The organism is Parapedobacter deserti (genome assembly GCF_042646065.1).
GTDB classification, from domain to species: Bacteria; Bacteroidota; Bacteroidia; order Sphingobacteriales; family Sphingobacteriaceae; genus Parapedobacter; species Parapedobacter deserti.
Genome location: NZ_JBHRTA010000003.1, coordinates 1 through 19,943 on the forward strand (window position 1 = coordinate 1; position 19,943 = coordinate 19,943).

Consider the following 19,943-nt stretch of genomic DNA (forward strand, 5'->3'; position numbering starts at 1 on the left):
ACCTATGCCAGACTTAAAATAGATTTCTTTTTCTCTCGCTTTCAGCCTATCAATAACCTCTTCAGCATAGATCAGCTTCCAAGGGACGTAGCCCTTGGTCGATTTTGTTTTCCCTTTATTATGTTGAAGCACCCGCCGCTCAATGTCTGAGGTAATTCCAACATATATCCTCCCGTCCCGCTCGCTCCTAATGGCATACACATAATACATGTCTAAAGTTTAGGAAACTTCCCTGCCTGCCGGCAGGCAGGTATTCTATCCGTTGAACTACAGGGCCATTATTTGTTTGCAAAGATTTCAAAAATTCTTTACCTATGCCAGACTNGTTTTTCCTTTATTATGTTGAAGCACCCGCCGCTCAATGTCTGAGGTAATTCCAACATATATCCTCCCGTCCCGCTCGCTCCTAATGGCATACACATAATACATGTCTAAAGTTTAGGAAACTTCCCTGCCTGCCGGCAGGCAGGTATTCTATCCGTTGAACTACAGGGCCGCTAAATAGTCAATTTGCAAAAGTACGATTTTAGGCAAATAATCGAAAATGATTTTGCCATAGACATTCTATATAGCCCATTGACAAAAGCGATACGCGTTGATCGTAATAAAGCTTACCTTTGCATCAACAAAATTTTAAGGTTTATTACTATGAGTTTTACAGGAAAGAAATTCCCAAACATTACGGTTGATGCAATCGATCACCTCGGTGACAACTTGTCCATCAACGTCTTTGAAGAAGCTGCGAAAAACGGAAAAAAAGTGTTATTGTTTTGGTATCCGAAGGATTTCACCTTCGTATGCCCTACCGAGCTGCATGCTTTCCAAGAGGCTCTGCCTGAGTTTGAGAAGCGCAATACCATCGTCATCGGCGCCTCTTGCGATACGAACGAAGTGCACTTTGCTTGGCTGAACACCGCAAAAGATAACGGTGGCATCGAAGGGGTTACCTACCCCATCCTCGCCGATACCAATCGCAACCTTTCCCGGGTGCTGGGTATATTAGAGGGAGAAGAAAAGGAAAGTGAAGAATTCGGATACATCTTCGAGGGCTCAAACGTGACCTACCGTGCGACCTACCTTATCGATGAGAATGGCAAGGTGTTCCACGAGAGTGTAAATGACATGCCCGTGGGCCGCAACGTGAAAGAATACCTCCGCCTAATTGACGCATATGCACATGTGCAGAAGTTTGGCGAAGTGTGCCCAGCGAACTGGGAGGAAGGCAAAGACGCCATGCATGCCACCCGCGACGGCGTAGCCAGCTACCTAGCCAGCCAGGTCTCGTTGAGCTAATACAGCCAACGGAACATCCATCACATAACCACAAGGTGCACCTGATGTGCATTTTGTGGTTGCTAAAAAGGAATATTATGTTACAGGAACTTGAAAACGATAACCTTGCCGATATCGTAAAGGAAAACGATGTGGTATTGGTTCAATACTCCGCCACGTGGTGTGGCAACTGCAAGATCATGAAACCGAAGTTTAAGAAACTGGCTTCGGAAAATGGACAGGTCGCATTCGTTATTGCTGATGCTGAGCGCTATCCGCAGTCGCGGCAATTGGCCAATGTAACCAACTTGCCTACGTTCGCGGCATTTAAAGGTGGCCAGCTGGTCAATCAGGTGCAGACCAATAAATTTGATCCCTTAATCGAATTGCTGAATGAAGTTACCCATAATTAAGCACCTCGCTGAGTTCATTGAGCAGAACGACCAGGATTATGTGCTCGAAGCCATCGAGACGCTCGAAGCCCTTACGGAGGTGCCTTCGCTGAAAGACGAGGAACTGGACGTCATTGGAGAGCTTATTTCGAACATGTACGGCGCGATCGAAGTGGACAAACTGGTAAAAGGTGGAATGGATCGGAAGGATGCGCTGAACGCATTCATGAAGCGCGTACTTGGTTCTATTGATAAGGGCTGAAAGACTGATTACGTGTTCACCAGAAATGTTGGCAACGCGCTTTTTGTGGAAAATTTTGCGAGACTTGCGATCTGATGACGCAGACATTTTCGTATCTTTACCGTTGTTAAAGGTTAGCTTCTTAAAGCCAGATTTCTGAATGCTGTGAAGCAATTTGCTATTTTGATGCTTGTTGCAGTGGTTTTAAGATTTAAATGATTTTTTAATTGTTAATTTGCAAAAGCCGCCCCGATGCGCATCGGGGCGGCTTTTGTATGTAAAAATTGTATGGAACGTAGGGGAAAAAAGCCGTTTTATACATTATATTTAGGGCATGAATAAAAAACACAGTGCAATTTTCTTTTCTTTTCTTTTCATTTTCTCAACTGCTGCAGCCCAGACACTGCAACCCCAGCACACCGGCGAAATTAAACAAGCCATCAAGAAATTAAATACATTGGGATCCGTATTGTACTTCGCTGCGCATCCCGATGACGAAAATACGCGCCTCATCGCTTGGCTCGCCAAGGAGCGGCTTTACCGGACGGGCTACCTCTCACTTACCCGCGGTGATGGCGGGCAGAACCTGATCGGCACTGAACAGGCGGAGGAGCTTGGCCTGATCCGCACCAACGAGCTGCTCGCTGCGCGGCGGGTAGATGGTGGTGAACAATTTTTTTCGCGCGCCGTTGACTTCGGATTTTCGAAAACGTGGGATGAGACATTCCGCATCTGGGGGCGAGATAGCATCCTTGCCGATGCGGTGTGGGTGATCCGAAAATTCAAGCCGGATGTCATAGTAACCCGCTTTCCTCCCGACGAACGGGGCGGCCATGGGCACCACCAGGCGTCTGCGTTGTTGGCCATCGAGGCGTTCAGCGCTGCAGCAGACCCTAATCGGTTTCCTGAACAGCTCAACGACGTGTCGGTATGGCAAGCCAAACGCTTGCTGTGGAATACGTCGAGTTTTTTCCAGGGGTCACCCCCATCGACAGCTCATCTGCTGATGAATATCGGTGATTATAATCCGTTCCTTGGCCTGTCTTATGGTGAAATAGCAGCGGACAGTCGGTCGAAACATAAAAGCCAGGGCTTCGGGGCAGCCCGCCAACGTGGCAACAATATCGAACGCTTTGAGGTGTTGGCAGGCGACAGACCTCAGCGGGATCTTTTTGAAGGCATCGAGACGTCGTGGAAGCGGGTGGCCGGCAGTGAACGAATTTCGCGGCTGGTTGCTGCCATCGACGAGGCGTTTGATATGGAACATCCGGAGAAATCCATCAATGGCCTCCTTGAACTGCTGGAAACGGTAAACCGCGTGGAAGATGCGTATTGGAGGGCGCAAAAGACAGCAGAGATAAAGGACCTGATACTGGCCTGTGGCGGAATATGGTTTGAAAGCTATGCTCCGGTGGCACAATTTGCCGTGGGAGAGCAGATCCCTGTCAACACCGCATTTATCGTACGGCGACCCGACGTTGACGTAGTGGTTGACGGCACCCCGTTGACGTTTAACGAACTGCATGAGGTGGCGTCGGTGTTTGATGCTACATCCATCACTCAGCCGTATTGGCTGCGCCAGCCCCACAGCCTCGGCAGTTTCGCGGTAGAAAGCCGGGAAGATGTGGGCCGTCCGGGAAGCCACGATATACCCAGCACGCGCATCTCGGTGCAAATCAACGGCAGCGTGCTTGATTTTGAACGTCCGATCGTACACAAATATACGCACCCTGTGCGGGGCGAGGTATATGAGCCGCTGGCCATCGCGCCGCGTATAACGGCCAACCTCGGCCAGAAAGCGCTGGTCTTTAACGGTGATGAGCCTAAGACGCTCGAGGTGGTATTTACCGCACATACACAGGAGCCGCTAACGGCCACCGCAGCGTTGCGTCTACCCCGTGGCTGGCGGGCAGAGCCCGAGCAGGTCTCGCTAAGTTTCTCAGCCAAAGCGGACGAAACCGTGTCCTCGTTTACGATATACCCGGCGGGCGAGGCGTCGCTCTCGGACTCGTTGAGTGTCTTCTTTCGCTATGGCGACTCCGAAGAACCGGCCACGGCGATCCGGTCTATCGCGTACGAGCATATCCCGCGTATCACGTGGTTTCCGCCTGCTGCGGCACGGCTCAGCAAGGTGGAAACCGGTGTGTCCGCGATGCGTATCGGCTACCTCCCCGGAGCGGGTGATCTTATTCCCCAGTCCCTGCGGGAGATCGGACTCCGCGTGGATGTGCTGAGTGAGCAGGATGTGCTATCCGGCAATTTGCCGCAATACGATGCCATCGTAACGGGGGTGCGGCTGTATAATGTGAACGACCGTATGCGGCATTTGCAGCCGCGCCTGATGGAATACGTCAAGAATGGGGGCACGCTGCTCGTACAGTACAACGTGAGCGGCGGCTTGCGCACAGCTGATATCGGCCCCTATTCGTTTAGCCTGAGCCGCAGCCGCGTCACGGACGAAACGGCGCCGGTAAACGTGGTCAATCCCGACAGCCGTGTATTGAACTACCCGAATAAAATCACGGCAGCGGATTTTGACGGTTGGATACAGGAACGCGGACTGTATTTTGTCGGCGAGGCGGACAGCAGGTATGAACGGCCGCTGCGCATGGGTGACCCTGGCGAAGAGCAGCATAACGGTGCACTGCTGGTCACGCCCTATGGTAAAGGTAACTTTGTTTATACATCACTGGCTTTTTTCAGGCAATTGCCCGCAGGTGTGCCGGGTGCATACAGATTATTTGTAAATTTGCTCGCAAAACCCAATTGATTAAAACTGTATTGACATGGAAGATCACATCGAAGCGCACGAAGACCGTTCAAGTAAAAAAAACATCAATAGCTATTTCTACCTGCTCGGCGCGGTATTCGGAGGCTTGACGGGCGGTTTTGTACAGGAAAGCTTTCTGGCTACTGTCATTGGCGCCGTCGTGGGGCTGCTGTTCGCTGGCTTTTTTGTCAGCAACGTGCTCAAAGGCCGCACCCATGACCGATAAGGGACTGCCACCCTTTATCCGCAACTGGAAACGGTTCTACTGGATCGTAGTGGCCTGGTTGCTGCTATTAATCCTGCTGTTTTACTTATTCACCAAGTATTTCGGATGAGTACGACGGATTGGGTGGTGCTGTTCTGCACGTTGCTGCTGATCGTTGCCTACGGCGTCTACCAAAGCCGGGGCATCCGAAACATCGATGGCTACCTGCTGGGCAACAAGTCCTTGCCCTGGTACCATGTGGCGCTGTCGGTGATGGCAACACAGGCCAGCGCAATTACGTTCCTGTCGGCGCCGGGACTGGCTTATTCCTCGGGCATGAGCTTCGTGCAGTTCTATTTCGGGCTGCCGCTGGCCATGATTATCCTGAGCATCTCCTTTGTGCCGATGTTTCATCGCCTGCGTGTGTTTACCGCATACGAATTTCTTGAGAAGCGCTTTGACGTACGCACACGGGCGTTTACAGCGCTGCTTTTTCTCATTCAGCGGGGATTGTCTACGGGCATCACCATTTATGCGCCGGCCATCATCCTTTCCAGCATCCTGCAGATCAACGTGACCTACACAACGCTTTTCATCGGAGCGCTGGTGGTAATCTATACAGTGTATGGCGGCACCAAGGCGGTTTCCTACACGCAGGTGCTGCAAATGTCCATCATTTTCGGTGGATTGGTAGCGGCGGGTGTTTTGGTCGTCTACATGCTGCCTTCCGATATCGGCTTTGCAAAGGCATTGCACATCGCCGGCAAGTCGGGCAAAGCTAACGCCATAGACCTGTCTTTTGACTGGAACAACCCATACACCTTGTGGAGTGGACTCATTGGCGGATTTTTCCTGCAGCTTTCCTACTTCGGCACCGACCAAAGTCAGGTGGGCCGCTACCTGACCGGTTCTTCGATACGCGACAGCCGCATTGGGCTGCTCATGAACGGCCTGCTTAAAGTACCCATGCAATTTGCCATACTGCTCATCGGAATACTGGTGTTTGCATTTTATCAGTACAACAGCCCGCCGATATTCTTCAACAAATATGAGCTTAATAAAATTGAAAACAGCAGCTATGCAGCCGATGTGGATGCGCTGAAGGCGGAACATGAGTCGATTTTTGAGGAAAAGCAAGAACAAATCCACCGGTTGACGGAAGCGCTAGACAACGACGACGAAGCCGCGATTGCCGACGTTCGTAAGCAGCTGCACCACGCTGATGAACGGGCCAAAACAGTGCGGGCGGATCTGGTGGCTTTAATGCAGGAAAACGATAAGCTGGCTGACACCAACGACAACAACTACATTTTTCTGTCGTTCGTGACCGAGCATTTCCCTAAAGGGCTCATCGGGCTGCTGGTGGCAATCGTATTCATGGCATCGATGGGAGCAACAGCCAGCGCCATCAACTCCCTGGCTTCCACTACGGTGATTGATATTTATAAGCGCTTTGCTCATAAAACGGGCAGCGATAAAGGATATCTGTCGGCATCGCGCGCGTTTACGCTGATCTGGGGGATATGCTGCGTCATCATTGCGCTATACGCCAGCAAACTTGGCAACCTGCTTGAAGCGGTCAATATCTTGGGGTCACTCTTCTACGGCACCATTCTTGGTATTTTCGTCGTGGCATTCTATGTGAAGCGGGCAGGAGGGCAGGCGGTGCTCTGGGCAGCCATACTTACCGAGGCAATGGTGGTGGCGCTGTGGTGGCTTGATGCAATGGCGTTCCTGTGGCTGAATCTTGTGGGATGTGCTGGCGTAGTGGTGTTTGCCTTGCTTTTACAGGGTATTTTCGGCGATAGGCGTGGCCCCGATACGGGCGCAAAAGCGTAATTCGGCTTTTGCACTTTCATCCAATTTAGCTATGTTTGCGTGCGATGGATATGTTCGATGACATATTGGCGAGCTATCTGGAAAGAATCTGTGACGCTGAACCAGCGTTGTTGCAGCAGATTAACAGAGAAACCCACTTGAAGGAAACAGCGCCCCACATGCTGTCAGGCCATTACCAGGGCAGGCTGCTCGCCCTATTGAGCAAACTGGTATCACCGAAGCGAATTCTGGAAGTGGGTACCTTTACGGGGTATGCAACGCTCTGCCTGGCAGAAGGCCTCGCGCCCGGCGGTGAGGTCCATACAATCGACAACAACGCCGAGTTGGAGGATCGCGTACGGGGCTACTTCAGCCGGTCAGGGATAGAAGACCGGATCCTTTATCATATCGGCGATGCACAGACTGTAATCCCCCAACTCGCCGGCCCGTTTGACCTTGTTTTTATCGACGCTGATAAAAAAAACAACAGCCGCTATTATGAGCTTGCACTGGAAAAGAGCCGTGCGGGCAGCTTGATTCTGATAGACAATGTGCTGTGGAAGGGAAAGGTGATAAGCGGCGCCGACGATACGCAAACGCAGCAGATCATAACATTAAATGAACAGCTTGCGGCTGATGAACGTGTAGACAAGCTGATTCTTCCCATTCGTGATGGGCTGTTTTTGTTACGAAAACGTTAAAGGAAGCAAAGACATAGCATATGAACACAAGAACAAAGACTACTGCTATCACCCTATGCCTTACGATGTTGTTTACCGCAGTTACTACTATCCAAACTTTCGCCCAGCGGATTTCTCCCCAAGCATATATTGAACGGTATAAAGATGCTGCAATCCAGTATATGGAGGATTATGGGTGCCCGGCGAGCATCATACTGGCTATCGCCATGCATGAAAGTGCACACGGGAACAGCCGTGTGGCAAGATACCTCAACAACCATTTCGGCATCAAGGGCCCCAATAACAGCACAGCGATTCAGTCGGCATACAAGGGGTATGAATCTGTAGAAGAGTCGTACCAAGACTTCATAAACTTTCTGATGCGGCGTAAAAGTACTGAGCGGCTGTTTGAGCAACATCAGCCGCATGAGTATAAGGCGTGGGTACGGGGGATTGCCCGATCGGGTTACGCGCACAGCACGACCTGGTCTTCCAAGGTCATTGGCATGATTCAACGGTATAATTTGCACGAGCTGGACAAACGGCCCGAAGGCGATGCCACAGTAGCCGCCGCCGACGAATCGGATGGGGCGGCAGGGTATACGGTAAAACCCGGCGATACGCTATATGACCTTGCACGGAAACATGGTACGACAGTGAAGGAGATACAGCGCAATAATGGGCTTTCCGATTCGCGACTGCATATTGGACAGCAACTGATCCTGTGAAATGAAAAGGACGTTATACGCATTGGCGACCGTCGTGCTATTCGCTTCCTGCTTATCCAAGCACGAGGTGCTCCAGAATCCGCGCGTAAGCAAGCGCCCGGTGCCTACGCGTACACCCCCGCCGACGCGGATACCGACAGAGCGACCGGCCAAGTCGACTACCGGTTATACCAGCACTTCGGGATACGAGTATATCGAGCGGTATCGGAACATTGCCATCGAAGAGATGGACCGGTATGGCATCCCGGCCAGCATCAAGCTGGCCCAGGCGCTGCTTGAATCCGGAAACGGCAACAGCAAGCTGGCCCGCGAAGCCAATAATCATTTCGGCATCAAATGTACCCCGGAGTGGGTAGGCGGGAAAGCCTATCACGACGATGATCACCGCAATGACTGCTTCCGCGTGTACAAGCGTGCTGAGGATTCGTTTAAGGACCATTCGCAATTTCTTCTCCGCAAACGCTATGCGGCGCTCTTCGAACTGGACAAAGATGATTATAAAGGATGGGCAAAAGGACTGAAGGCGGCGGGTTATGCGACCAACCCGCGCTATGCCGATCTGTTGATAGACCTTATTGAACGCTACCAACTGCATCAATACGATCGCCCGGAAAGCCGGAGCGAAAAACTAAGGCGCGAGGAAGTTGTACAGACCGAGATCGTAGAAAACAAGCCGGAGGAACTTCAGGTTGCGCAGGCAAAGGCACCGGTGCGCATCGACATCCATGAAGTGAAACAGGGCGATACGCTGGCGGCCATTGCCCGCAAGTACGGGATGTCCGCTGCCGAACTAATGGACTTGAATGGCCTGAAGACCGAATCGCTGTTTGTCGGACAGCTTATTCTTGTGTCACAATAACCTATGCCCAAAGGTGAAATGATGTTAAAATTTTCGTCAACTGCAAACTTAACCGTAGTTTTACGACAGTGAAATTAAGGGGTTACTTTGTTGTTGGGCTACTTTTCTGTATCCTGCCTTGGGGTTTGTCCCAGGCTCAGACGGCTATTGAGGGTATTGTATTTGACAAACACACCAAACAACGAGTATCGCAGGTATACATCTACAACACCGCAAACGATGATGGCGGTTACAACAACACCCGGGGGGAGTTTTCCATAAAGGCTACGCCCGGAGACATCCTGATTGCTGCGGCCAAGGGATACTATCCGGACACCCTGGTCGTGTCGGACAAAAAGGTCGTGTTGTTTAACATGGAGCGGTCTACGATATGGCTCGACGAAGTGTCTGTGGTGGCAAGGCGCAGCCCAGAAGAACGATTGGAAGAAAACAGAAGGGAGTACAGCACCGCTTACAGCAAAGGGGACGCCGGATCCATTTTTTCGGTGGGGCCTACCGGAGCGGGGCTCAGCATCGATGCGTTGTATAAGCTGATCAGCCGGGAGGGGAGAAATTCCCGCAGGCTGCAAGAAATCATTGAACATGACTACCGCGAGTCGGTGATTGACTACCGCTTCACACCGGAACTGGTGAGCAGCGCTACCGGGCTTACAGGAGCGACACTGGCGGACTTCATGCGGCAATATCGCCCTTCTTATTATTTTGTGATGAGTGCAAACGATTATAACCTAACTTTTTACATCCGCTCGTCGCTGGCCCAGTATAGGCAGAACCCGGCTGCGCGGCGGTTGCCGCCACTGCCTGTTGCAGATAAATAATAAGGCGGAAAAACAGCACGATATTTGTTAATTTAGCCGCAGATATGAAACAGTTGTACTTTTTACTGACTTTTTTACTGCTCGGGGCGTCGATGGCCAACGCCCAAATCTATGATTTAGACGAGCTGCGGCGGAAACCCGATACCAACAGCCTGAAGGTAGAGATGCCGACGCCTGACATCCGGCCGGTCTCCTTGCCGGTTTCTGCACTGGATCTGAAGGTGATTTATTGGCGGCATTGGTCGTCGTTCGGTATCAACGCCAATCAGGCCTCATTCAGTGAGAACTGGCAGTCCGGTGGTGTCAACTCGATCTCGGTGGGGGCGCTGATCGATCACAAATCAGAATACAAGCGCAACAACACGACCTTTACCACGCAGTTGAACCTCCAGTATGGTAAACAAAAAAATAAAGACCAGCTGCCCCGGAAAAATAGTGACCGGATTTTTTGGGATAATGTGTTGTCCGTTAAAGTGTCCAAGAACTGGTCCGTGTACACCTCGATAAGGTTTGAGAGCCAGTTTGATGCGGGCTATAGTTATAGCAGGACGGACGACGGAAGGGAACGGATCGACACCATCATCTCCAATTTTATGGCACCGGGTCGTCTTATTGAAAACTTGGGGATTGAATACAAGCCGGACAATACGTTTTCGCTGCGGTTCGGTACCGGGGCTGCCATGCAGACGTTTGTTTTGGATGATCGCTTGGTGACACGGGCAGGCGAGCGCCCACGGTTTGGCGTCGAAAACGAGCGGCGATTCCATAACGACCTCGCATTTGACCTCACGGCAGTGCTCGATAGAAACCTAAGCAACACGTTGCATATATTTAGTCGGTATAACCTGTTTGCCGGATACAAGGACCTTTCGGACCCCAGGCATGACCTTGAAGCAAGGCTGACCGCACGTGTGACGCGTGTGGTAAACGTGACGTTAAACGGACGGCTGATTTATAACAGCGTTGACGATCCGAGTGTTCAAACCAGTCAAATGCTGGCACTGGGGCTATTGTTTAAAATGCCCCGTTAATCATGAAAAGCCAACGGGTCCTTGCTAGGCGTGTGGCTATCTTGATTGCACTAGCCGCAGTTTTCGTTTCCGCGTGCACCACAAACCGGTACGCACAAACCAACAAACAGTACAAGCGGCAAATAAAAGCGCTCACCGAGGAGGTGCGGCGGCCCCTTCCTTACGCCACCCCCGGACTCATTGCGACCTATGATACCTCGGGCGCTGTGGTGATAACGGAGGCTATACAACCAAGGCGAAGAGCGCATTGGGCCGGCGCCATTCATTTCAACCTGCGAAAGCCGAATTACGTAATCATCCATCATACCGCGCAGGACAGCCTGGAGCAGACGCTGCGCACATTCACCGTGCCGCATTCGCAGGTAAGTGCACACTACGTGATTGGCCGCAACGGCGAAGTATATCAGATGCTCAACGACTATGTGCGGGGGTGGCACGCCGGTGCCGGCAAATGGGGCAGCGTGACCGACCTAAACTCCGTATCGTTAGGTATTGAGCTGGATAACAACGGCAACGAACCTTTTTCCGAACCGCAGATTTATAGCCTGCTGAATCTGTTGGATACCCTGAAAAGGAAATACAATATCCCAGCGGCTAATTTCATTGCGCATTCGGACATTGCCCCCGCGCGGAAAGTGGATCCGAGTGCCTTTTTTCCATGGAATCGGTTGGCCGAGCGTGGCTTCGGACTTTGGCCGGACCAAAGCCTGGTGGCACCGCCTGAAAACTTCAATCCGGTGGATGCGCTACGGATTATCGGATACGACACCAGCAACCTTGAAGCGGCCATCAGGGCGTTTAAGCTGCATTATATACAGCACGATGTCAGCCCGAAGCTCACAGAGGACGATCTATGCGTCTTATATAATCTGTATCTTAAGTATTAGTTTCAGCAGCCCCTTCCCATACCGGCCGACTTTGCCCGTGCGGGCTTGGATACCCCCCATTATTTCCTTTATATTAAATTTCAATAAATTGTTGCAACGCTTATTAAATATCTCACTATTGCTGATACATTTGCAGGGGCAACGTGGCCATTGATATGAACAGGAAAAAGCGGATACTATTCATTGTTAATCCAATATCCGGAGGGAAAAGGAAGAAGAATTTTGAAAAGCGGGCGCTCGAGGATCTTGACTTGGCGATCTATGATGCCCAATTTACGTTTACCGAATATCCTGGTCATGCACGTCAATTGGGCGAACAGGCCGTGACGGACGGGGTCGATGTCGTGGTGGCTGTGGGCGGAGACGGTACCATCAATGAGATTGCCTCGGCGCTGAATGGCACCGATACGGTCCTGGGAATCGTTCCGGAGGGGTCCGGAAATGGCCTGGCACTGTATTTAGGCATTCCCTTAAACGAACGTGCTGCCGTGCGGCGGCTGAACCGGTTTGAAGACATGACCATCGATAGCGGGACAATAAATGGCCTGTCATTTTTTAATGTGGCGGGTATTGGTTTCGATGCTTCGGTAAGCGACCGCTTTGCAAACGACAACATCAGGGGCCCCATGGGATACCTCAAGGCCGTGCTGAGCGAGATCAGCACCTATAAGCCAAAACGGTATGTGCTGGATATCGACGGAAAGCTTTTCGAGCGCGAAGCGTTTTTGATCAGTGTCGCCAATTCGCCCCAATACGGCAATAACGCTTATGTGGCACCGCAGGCATCCGTGACAGATGGCATATTAGACGTGTGCATTGTTCACAGATTTCCATTGTATACGATCCCCATGATGATTTTCCACTTGTTCAATAAAACAGCTGATCAGTCCGAATATGTCGAAATCATACCCGGCAAGCAGATCCGTATTGAGCGGGAAGCGGCAGATGCCGTGCATGTGGATGGCGAACCGAAAGAGATGGATACGGTATTATCCATCGCCGTTAACCCGGGTACGCTGCGTATACTTTGCTGAATGGTTTTATGGTCAGCGCAATTTATTTGCAAAACAACCGTTTACTAAAACATGAAGAAGAAACAGCGCTATCAGGGTGTAGTCTATTCTACCGATGAAAACTTTGCGTATCAGGGCGCCGATGCGGATGGTGCGCAAACATTGCCGGTGCAGCAGCAAAATCTGCGGGTGATGCTGGACAGGAAAATGCGTGGCGGGAAAACGGTGACCTTGGTGAAGGGCTTTGTGGGCAGTGCTGAAGACCTGGAAGCCCTGGGCAAACGGCTGAAGCAGCGGTGCGGGGTAGGCGGGAGTACCAAGGATGGCGAAATCATCATCCAAGGCGATTTCAAGCAGCGCGTGGTGCAGTTGCTGGCAGATGAAGGATACCGGGTCAAGCCTGCCGGCGGCTAAAACCTATTTATTTGAATGTTTAATTTGCAATTACAAAAAAAAATAGTTTTCATTGTAAAAAAATTGCTTTGGGATTACAGAAGCGATGTTTGTTTAGGGTGTGCTGATGCTGCTGCTGCGCACTCCTTGGTAGAAAGAAAGTTACTAAACAGTTATTGACAAACATTTTGGTTTTAGTATAAAACACTATATTTGCTTTGGCCAATGCCTGGTTAATGACTGACTTAAATTGCACAAATTACTTAAAAATCATAGTTTAACAACATTAAAATCTAAAAATTAAAAAAATGGCAAACGCACCAAAAACAAGTAAAACAAATCAAGAAAAAAGCAATTCGACGTCGAATGTTTTCGCGAGTCTGGCAATTATTTTCTGCTTTATAGTCGGGGCATGTGTTTATCAATTCATTTTAGGTGACCCGTCCAACTTTATTGACAACAACCGGGAGAATCAGCCGAAGCCGGGTAATTATTTCGGCATGATGTACCATGGTGGTCCGGTGATTCCGATTCTATTGGCATTGTTCCTGATGGTATTTATGTTTGCCATTGAGCGCTTTATCGTAATCGGCAGAGCTTCTGGTAAAGGCAACGTAGGCAATTTTGTACGCAAAGTACAATCACTGATCGGCGGTGGCAACATCGACTCGGCCATCACTGAGTGCGACAAGCAGCAAGGTTCTGTGGCAAACGTCATCAAGTCAGGATTGTTGAAATATAAAGACGTATCAGCCAATCCCAACCTGGACAGCGAGCAAGCGACGGTAGCCATACAGAAGGAGATCGAAGAAGCAACTGCATTAGAGATGCCGATGCTGGAGAAAAACCTGACCATTATGGCAACGCTGGTTTCCATTGGTACACTGACAGGACTGTTGGGTACAGTTACCGGGATGATCCGGGCGTTCGCGGCGTTGGCTACCGGTGGTGCCCCTGACTCTGCACAGCTGGCGAATGGTATCTCTGAGGCGTTGATGTGTACAGCAACAGGTATTGCTACCTCGACATTTGCAATTGTATTCTACAACATCTTCACCTCAAAGATCGATACACTGACCTATTCCATCGACGAAGCGGGCTTCTCGATTGTACAGACGTACGCGGCTAATCACAAATAGGAAAAATTTCATGCGGTTTTATGGAAAACCGGGTGAATGTGCATCTTATCAATAACGAGTAGAAAAAAGTACGATTATGCCAAGGGTAAAAGTTAAAAGAGCCAGTACAGCGATAGACATGACAGCGATGTGCGACGTGTCGTTCCTGTTGCTCACATTTTTTATATTGACAGCTACGGCTCGTCAGCCGGAGCCCATGCAGGTAGATACCCCGGCATCTGTCACCCAGGTGAAGATACCGGACGAAAACTTGGCGTTGATTACCGTGGGTGGCGGAGGAAAGCTATTCTTTGGTGTGATGGGTAGGGATGTCCGCGCGCGGACGCTGGAGCTGATGTCTGAAAAGTATTCGGTGCCGTTTACGCCGGAAGAGAAGGCAGAGTTTGCGGTAATGGAATCTTTTGGTGTGCCAATGGGAAACCTGAAGGAAATCATCAACATGGAGACCAGTGACCGCGTGCGTGAAGGGTTACAGCCCGGTATTCCGGCAGATACGACCAAAGAGCTTTCCAACCAGTTGCACCATTGGATCTATTCTGCACGTGTGGCAACGAAGGAATTAAAGAATGAAGACCTCCGGCTATCCATAAGGGGTGATGCTAACGAGAAATACCCTGCTGTCAAGAAAGTAATAGACATTCTTCAAGGCCAAGGCGTAAACAAGTTCAGCTTGATCACCAGCCTGCGGGCAGAGGATTTTTAGTGAGGCAGTTTTAAAACGTTTAAGATTTTAAGCAATGGCAGAATTAAATCAAGATGGTGGCGGCGGTAGTAAAGGCGGGAAGGTAAGAGCCAAGAAACAGGGCGGTCGGGTAGACCTCACCGCCATGGTTGACTTGGCATTCCTCCTCATCACGTTCTTTATGCTGACCACGTCACTGAATAAGCCCAACGCCATGGATGTGGCCATGCCAGACAAAAATGAGGACAATCCGGAAGACCGCCTGGAGATCGCGGATACGCGTACGTTGACATTATTGCTGGGGTCCAACAACAGGATCGAATGGTATATGGGAGAATTTGGCAACCCGATTGAAGGTCCGGAGATCGTAGACTACGGTAAGGACGGTATCCGTCCGGTATTGCTGCGGAAGCTGGAGCAAGTGCCCCAACAGACAGGACAGGGTTTGATTGTGGTGATACGCCCCAGTGAAAAGTCAACTCACCGGAATCTGGTGGACATCCTCGATGAGATGAACATTGTCGGCGCCAAACAATACATGATCGGTACGATCAGTGAGCCGGAAATTGAGGTGTTGGAGCGGGACGGCCTGTACAATGATTGATCACCACAAAACAGTAGATTATGATTGGTTCTAAGTTAGATATTTTCAAAAAGGAATGGCTCGATGTGGTGTTCGAAGGGCGGAACAAGGAATATGGGGCATATGACCTCCGGAAACTTGCACCCAAAGCTACTACCATCGGACTGTTAATCGCATCGTCGGTGTTTGTACTGGGGCTGATGGCACCCACCATTGCAAGTTGGCTGGGGGTTGACACCGGTCCGACGGAGACGGTGCAGCAGGTTATTGAAACAGAGGTGGTGCTCTCTGAGCCTCCCCCGGTAAATGAGGAAGAGCCACCACCACCGCCACCGGTAGAACCACCGCCACCAAGGGTAGACCAGGTGCGGATGCCCGAGCCGAAGGTTGTGCCGGCAGAGGAAGTGCGCGATGAGGAGCCGCCTACCGTGGAGCAATTGAAACTGGCTGACCCCGGTTCGAAAACAATCGAAGGCGATCCGAATGCGGAAATACGCATCGATTTGCCGGTGGGCGAAGGTGAAATAGATGCCGAGGTAACGGAAACGTCGAGCGACCATGTCTTCCAGTCGGTGGAGATTCAACCTGAACCGCCCGGCGGGCTGAGAGCATTCATGGAATGGGTGGCTAAAAACTATGACTACCCACAAGGTGCAATTGAAGCAGGAGTGAATGGGCAGGTGCAGGTGTCATTTATTGTGGAGCGAAATGGCGAATTGACTGACATCAAGGTGGTGAGGGACTTGAAATACGGGACAGGGGAGGCTGCGGTCAAACTGCTGCAGAAGGCACCGAAGTGGCAGCCAGGTATCCAGAACGGACGTCCGGTGCGGGTAGCGTATACCTTGCCGATCCGACTCAACTTACAACAATAGGAAGGAATTGGCGTCGCGATACCACAGAGACGGGAATGGCAGACAGAAATCGCCCACTAAGCGGTTTCTGTCTGTTTTAGGGCTATTCATGTTCGGCTTTTATTTTACGCTGGGAGCGGTGATTATCTTTTGGAAGGGTTTTCCGCTTCAATTGGATAGTACCTACCGGATGTTGTTTGGCGGATTGTTGATCGTGTATTCTTTTTTCCGTTTTGTGCGGCTTTGGCAAAATAGATCGTGATGAAGGCAAGAGGTTGGAAAAATAACGGATATTTTTTCATTGTTATGAAAAAATTAGTATTATTACCGCTCATTATCGGTTTGCTTGCTTTGCTGTGGTCTTGCAATAACCAGCAGCCGAATGAGAACCGGACCATAGTAAGTGGCCAGCTGCAGGTTTTGACCGATGAGACATTGCTTCCCATCATGGAAGAGCAGGTGGCGGTTTTTGAGCATTTGTATAGGCAAGCCGACGTGGCCTTGTCTACGGGGCAGGAAAACCAGATCATCACTAAGCTATTGAATGGTGATGCTGAAGTCGTCATCTTAACACGGTTGTTGAATGACGAGGAAAAGAAGTTCTTTGAAGCGAGGTCGTTCCAGCCTCGGATACATCAGTTTGCTACGGACGCGGTCGCGTTGATTGGCAACCAAAGCAATGCTGACTCGGTCTTGACGGTGGAAGATCTCATTGGTATCATGCGGGGCGAGCAACCGGCCGGGCAGCAGCTCCGGTTGGTGTTTGATAATCCAAATTCCAGCACGGTTCGTTTCTTGAAAGAACTGGCTGGGGTCGACTCCTTGCCTACCGCCAATTTATATGGCATGAAGTCCAACGCGGATGTACTCAGGCATGTGTATGAAACACCACAGTCCATTGGCGTTTTGGGGATTAATTGGATTGTTCGGCCAGATAGTAGCCTACGAAAATATGCCGAAGGTGTAAAAGTGCTTGGTGTACGTAATGAAGCGGGAAAGACGGGCGGCGATGGATATTACAAGCCTTCGCAATCTAATCTTGCTGAAGGCTTATACCCTTTGTCTAGACCGGTCTATGTGATCAATGCCGAGCCGCGCAGGGGTTTGGGCATGGGGTTTGCGGCATTTCTGACCGGACTGTCCGGACAGCGAATTATCTTGAAGTCCGGATTAATGCCGGACAGCTTGCCTCCAAGGGAGTTGTTTATCAGAAAGTGAACATGATTATCAAATAGTAAATAAGTTAAAAACTAAATAAAATGAAAATGATGAAGAAAGCAATGATATGGGGTATATCCCTTGCTTTTGTGGTGACGGGAGTACAAGCACAGAGCTTGGACGACGCGAAGAAAGCGATCGACGCCGAGCAGTACGCCCGGGCCAAGGGGATGTTGGAGACATTGGTAAAGAACAAGTCTAAGGATGGGGAAAATTATTTTTATTTAGGACTTGTGCATATATACAATGATCACCCGGATTCTGCCTCAACAGTTTTTGAGCAGGGATTGGCAGCTGATCCTAAAAACAACCTCAACAAGGTTGGACAGGGTATTGTAGATTTGCATAACGACGACAAAAATGCAGCGGCAACCAAGTTTGCTGAGGCTACCGCGAAATTGAAGCGGCGAGATTATTTGGAATTGTACCACATCGGAAGGGCTTATATCGATGCCCCCGAACCCGATTATCAAAAAGCAATAGAGTATCTGGATCAAGCAAAGGCGAAGAACGCAGAAGACCCCTTGATTTCGTTGGCTTTGGGCGATGCATATTTCGGATTGTCGAATGCCAGCATGGCCTTCAAGAACTACCGAGATGCCGCTGTGTTGGATAATACACTGATACGCGCCCGGGTGCAGATGCAGGTTATTACCCGCGGTTCTCACGCGTGGCAGGAAGCTATTGATGGGTTGAAACAGATCGCTGAAGAAGCGCCGGACTACGCGCCGACCTACCGTGAGTTGGCAGAAACTTATCACGCGTGGGCGAATACCGCGACTACCATTGAGGATTACAATGCTCGTAACAAGCAGGGGGTCGAGTATTATAAGCAGTATATGGACAAAACAGATTATTCTGTGGAGTCCCGCATACGCTATGCCGACTTTTTGGTCTATGCCAAAGACTATGACGAGCTGCAGGTGCAAGCGGCGGAGCTGGCGAAGCTGGAGGACGTGAATCCGAAAATCTTGCGTTACCTGGGATATTCGGCCTACGAAAAGGGGCAGTATCAGGAAGCCAAGGACGCGCTGGATCGGATGTTTGCGCGGATGGAAGCCGACCGGATCATCCCGCGTGACTACCTGCACTTGGGTTTGGTGGACTTGAAACTTGCTGGGCCACAAGATGAAGCCCTGTTTAATGAGGGGATCGAGCTGCTTAAAAAGGCGGTGAAGGCGGATTCTTCCATTGCGGACGACTTGCACGATGTAGGTACCGAGTTTTTCACAGAAAAGAAACAGTACGCTAGAGCGTTGAAGATATTCGATATCCCTGCGTCTACCCCGACGTCCCGTAACTATATCTACGATAACTATTACGTTGGGTTGGCAGGCTATTACGCGGTAGCGACAAAGCCGGCTGATCAACGCGGAGGACCCGAGGATCAAGCAATGTTGCGTCGTGCGGATACCGCCTTTGGGCTGGTTATAGAGAAAGCACCGAACACCAAGGATGCTTACCTGAACCGGGCGAATGTTAACAAGTTCTTGGATGACCAGGAAAATCCGAAGGGGTTGGCACTGCCTTATCTGGAAAAGTTTATCGAGTTGGTGAAAGCTGATGGAGAGGCAGAGGTGCAGAAAAACAAAACCAAATTGGTTGACGCGTATAGCACATTGGCCGTTACGCATGTCAAGCAAGGCGAGTACCAAAAAGGCAGGGAATTGCTTAGTGAAATATTGAAGTTGGACCCCGAGAATGCTTGGGCTAAACAGACCTTGCAATTTTTGGAGCAAGAATCAGCCGCTTCGACAGGCTCTTCAGGACGATAGCTTTATTCCACCGGATATAAATAAAGCGCTGATTTTCTAAATTAGCGCTTTATTTTTAGCTTTGTGGCACACTATTAACGATCGTATTATGGAATCGGAAACTTTAAGCATGCCCAGCGACTACATACCTATTTTGATCCAGTTGGTCGTTGCTGTCGGTTTTGGCGTTGGAACCATTATTCTAACGCACCTCATCGGGCCGAAAGTAAGGACGGAAAATAAACTTGGGGCATTCGAGTCCGGGGTGGAAGTAATCGGAAATGCCCGCCAGCCATTCTCCATCAAATACTTTATGGTGGCGATTTTGTTTGTGATTTTCGACATCGAAGTCATTTTTATGTACCCTTGGGCGGTCAATTTCCGCGAGTTCGGACTTTCGGGATTGATCGAGATGTTTATTTTCATGGGACTACTGCTCCTGGGTTTTATCTACATCATCAAAAGACGGGCCCTTGAGTGGGATTAGACTACGTTAGAACGTTTCTAAATAATACAATAGCCCCGATAAACGGTCAATATTCCGTAAATTTGTAACTCATCTGTATTGATATACTGGTGAGTTTTTTTATGAAAGAAGGGAGTAAG

Annotated in this window: 23 protein-coding genes; 21 read left to right on the forward strand and 2 right to left on the reverse strand. The window is 50.2% G+C overall.

The window, feature by feature from the left end:
* On the reverse strand, window positions 1–210 hold a 210-nt coding region (locus ACFOET_RS00030; protein WP_379018250.1), incomplete at its 3' end, for a GIY-YIG nuclease family protein.
* A 102-nt stretch (window positions 211–312) separates the two neighbouring features.
* On the reverse strand, window positions 313–429 hold the full coding sequence (locus tag ACFOET_RS00035) for a GIY-YIG nuclease family protein (RefSeq protein WP_379018252.1): 117 nt from the start codon (window positions 427–429) through the stop codon (window positions 313–315).
* Window positions 430–648: 219 nt separating this feature from the next.
* Between ACFOET_RS00035 and ACFOET_RS00040 the strand changes: the two genes are divergently transcribed.
* From ACFOET_RS00040 to ACFOET_RS00140, 21 genes are all read left to right on the forward strand, one after another.
* Window positions 649–1,293, forward strand: a complete 645-nt coding sequence (locus ACFOET_RS00040; RefSeq protein WP_379018254.1) for a peroxiredoxin — start codon at window positions 649–651, stop codon at window positions 1,291–1,293.
* A gap of 77 nt (window positions 1,294–1,370) precedes the next feature.
* Window positions 1,371–1,685, forward strand: coding sequence for a thioredoxin family protein (locus ACFOET_RS00045; protein WP_379018256.1), 315 nt, complete (start codon window positions 1,371–1,373; stop codon window positions 1,683–1,685).
* Window positions 1,666–1,926 (forward strand): DUF6952 family protein, encoded by a 261-nt coding sequence (locus ACFOET_RS00050; protein ID WP_379018258.1) that lies wholly within the window; start codon window positions 1,666–1,668, stop codon window positions 1,924–1,926. The genes ACFOET_RS00045 and ACFOET_RS00050 overlap by 20 nt, the downstream gene beginning before the upstream one ends.
* A gap of 313 nt (window positions 1,927–2,239) precedes the next feature.
* Entirely contained in the window at window positions 2,240–4,675 is a 2,436-nt protein-coding gene (locus ACFOET_RS00055) for a PIG-L family deacetylase (RefSeq protein ID WP_379018260.1), read from the forward strand.
* Between the two features lie 16 nt (window positions 4,676–4,691).
* Entirely contained in the window at window positions 4,692–4,901 is a 210-nt protein-coding gene (locus ACFOET_RS00060; protein ID WP_379018262.1) for a hypothetical protein, read from the forward strand.
* Window positions 4,902–5,006: 105 nt separating this feature from the next.
* Window positions 5,007–6,719, forward strand: a complete 1,713-nt coding sequence (locus ACFOET_RS00065; RefSeq protein WP_379018264.1) for a sodium:solute symporter — start codon at window positions 5,007–5,009, stop codon at window positions 6,717–6,719.
* 44 nt (window positions 6,720–6,763) lie between these two features.
* Window positions 6,764–7,399 (forward strand): O-methyltransferase, encoded by a 636-nt coding sequence (locus tag ACFOET_RS00070; RefSeq protein ID WP_379018266.1) that lies wholly within the window; start codon window positions 6,764–6,766, stop codon window positions 7,397–7,399.
* 20 nt (window positions 7,400–7,419) lie between these two features.
* Window positions 7,420–8,106, forward strand: a complete 687-nt coding sequence (locus ACFOET_RS00075; protein ID WP_379018268.1) for a glucosaminidase domain and LysM peptidoglycan-binding domain-containing protein — start codon at window positions 7,420–7,422, stop codon at window positions 8,104–8,106.
* Between the two features lies 1 nt (window position 8,107).
* Window positions 8,108–8,965, forward strand: coding sequence for a glucosaminidase domain-containing protein (locus ACFOET_RS00080; protein WP_379018270.1), 858 nt, complete (start codon window positions 8,108–8,110; stop codon window positions 8,963–8,965).
* A gap of 68 nt (window positions 8,966–9,033) precedes the next feature.
* A complete protein-coding gene (locus tag ACFOET_RS00085) occupies window positions 9,034–9,783 on the forward strand; it encodes a peptidase associated/transthyretin-like domain-containing protein (RefSeq protein ID WP_379018272.1) in 750 nt (249 codons plus the stop codon).
* 44 nt (window positions 9,784–9,827) lie between these two features.
* Window positions 9,828–10,814 carry a DUF3078 domain-containing protein gene (locus ACFOET_RS00090; RefSeq protein WP_379018274.1) on the forward strand — a complete coding sequence of 329 codons (987 nt, stop codon included), beginning with the start codon at window positions 9,828–9,830 and terminating at the stop codon, window positions 10,812–10,814.
* A gap of 2 nt (window positions 10,815–10,816) precedes the next feature.
* Window positions 10,817–11,701, forward strand: coding sequence for an N-acetylmuramoyl-L-alanine amidase (locus ACFOET_RS00095; RefSeq protein ID WP_379018276.1), 885 nt, complete (start codon window positions 10,817–10,819; stop codon window positions 11,699–11,701).
* Between the two features lie 155 nt (window positions 11,702–11,856).
* Window positions 11,857–12,735: a diacylglycerol/lipid kinase family protein gene (locus ACFOET_RS00100; protein ID WP_379018278.1), complete on the forward strand. Its 879-nt coding sequence runs from the start codon at window positions 11,857–11,859 to the stop codon at window positions 12,733–12,735.
* 51 nt (window positions 12,736–12,786) lie between these two features.
* On the forward strand, window positions 12,787–13,128 hold the full coding sequence (locus ACFOET_RS00105) for a translation initiation factor (protein WP_379018280.1): 342 nt from the start codon (window positions 12,787–12,789) through the stop codon (window positions 13,126–13,128).
* A gap of 287 nt (window positions 13,129–13,415) precedes the next feature.
* Complete coding sequence (locus ACFOET_RS00110; protein ID WP_379018282.1) at window positions 13,416–14,246, forward strand: MotA/TolQ/ExbB proton channel family protein; 831 nt, start codon at window positions 13,416–13,418, stop codon at window positions 14,244–14,246.
* 76 nt (window positions 14,247–14,322) lie between these two features.
* On the forward strand, window positions 14,323–14,949 hold the full coding sequence (locus tag ACFOET_RS00115) for an ExbD/TolR family protein (RefSeq protein WP_379018284.1): 627 nt from the start codon (window positions 14,323–14,325) through the stop codon (window positions 14,947–14,949).
* 34 nt (window positions 14,950–14,983) lie between these two features.
* Window positions 14,984–15,532 (forward strand): ExbD/TolR family protein, encoded by a 549-nt coding sequence (locus ACFOET_RS00120; protein ID WP_379018286.1) that lies wholly within the window; start codon window positions 14,984–14,986, stop codon window positions 15,530–15,532.
* 20 nt (window positions 15,533–15,552) lie between these two features.
* On the forward strand, window positions 15,553–16,386 hold the full coding sequence (locus ACFOET_RS00125) for an energy transducer TonB (RefSeq protein ID WP_379018288.1): 834 nt from the start codon (window positions 15,553–15,555) through the stop codon (window positions 16,384–16,386).
* 285 nt (window positions 16,387–16,671) lie between these two features.
* On the forward strand, window positions 16,672–17,583 hold the full coding sequence (locus ACFOET_RS00130; RefSeq protein ID WP_379018290.1) for a PstS family phosphate ABC transporter substrate-binding protein: 912 nt from the start codon (window positions 16,672–16,674) through the stop codon (window positions 17,581–17,583).
* 47 nt (window positions 17,584–17,630) lie between these two features.
* A complete protein-coding gene (locus tag ACFOET_RS00135) occupies window positions 17,631–19,358 on the forward strand; it encodes a tetratricopeptide repeat protein (RefSeq protein WP_379018292.1) in 1,728 nt (575 codons plus the stop codon).
* An 88-nt stretch (window positions 19,359–19,446) separates the two neighbouring features.
* Complete coding sequence (locus ACFOET_RS00140; RefSeq protein WP_379018294.1) at window positions 19,447–19,824, forward strand: NADH-quinone oxidoreductase subunit A; 378 nt, start codon at window positions 19,447–19,449, stop codon at window positions 19,822–19,824.
* The last annotated feature ends 119 nt before the right edge of the window (window positions 19,825–19,943 follow it).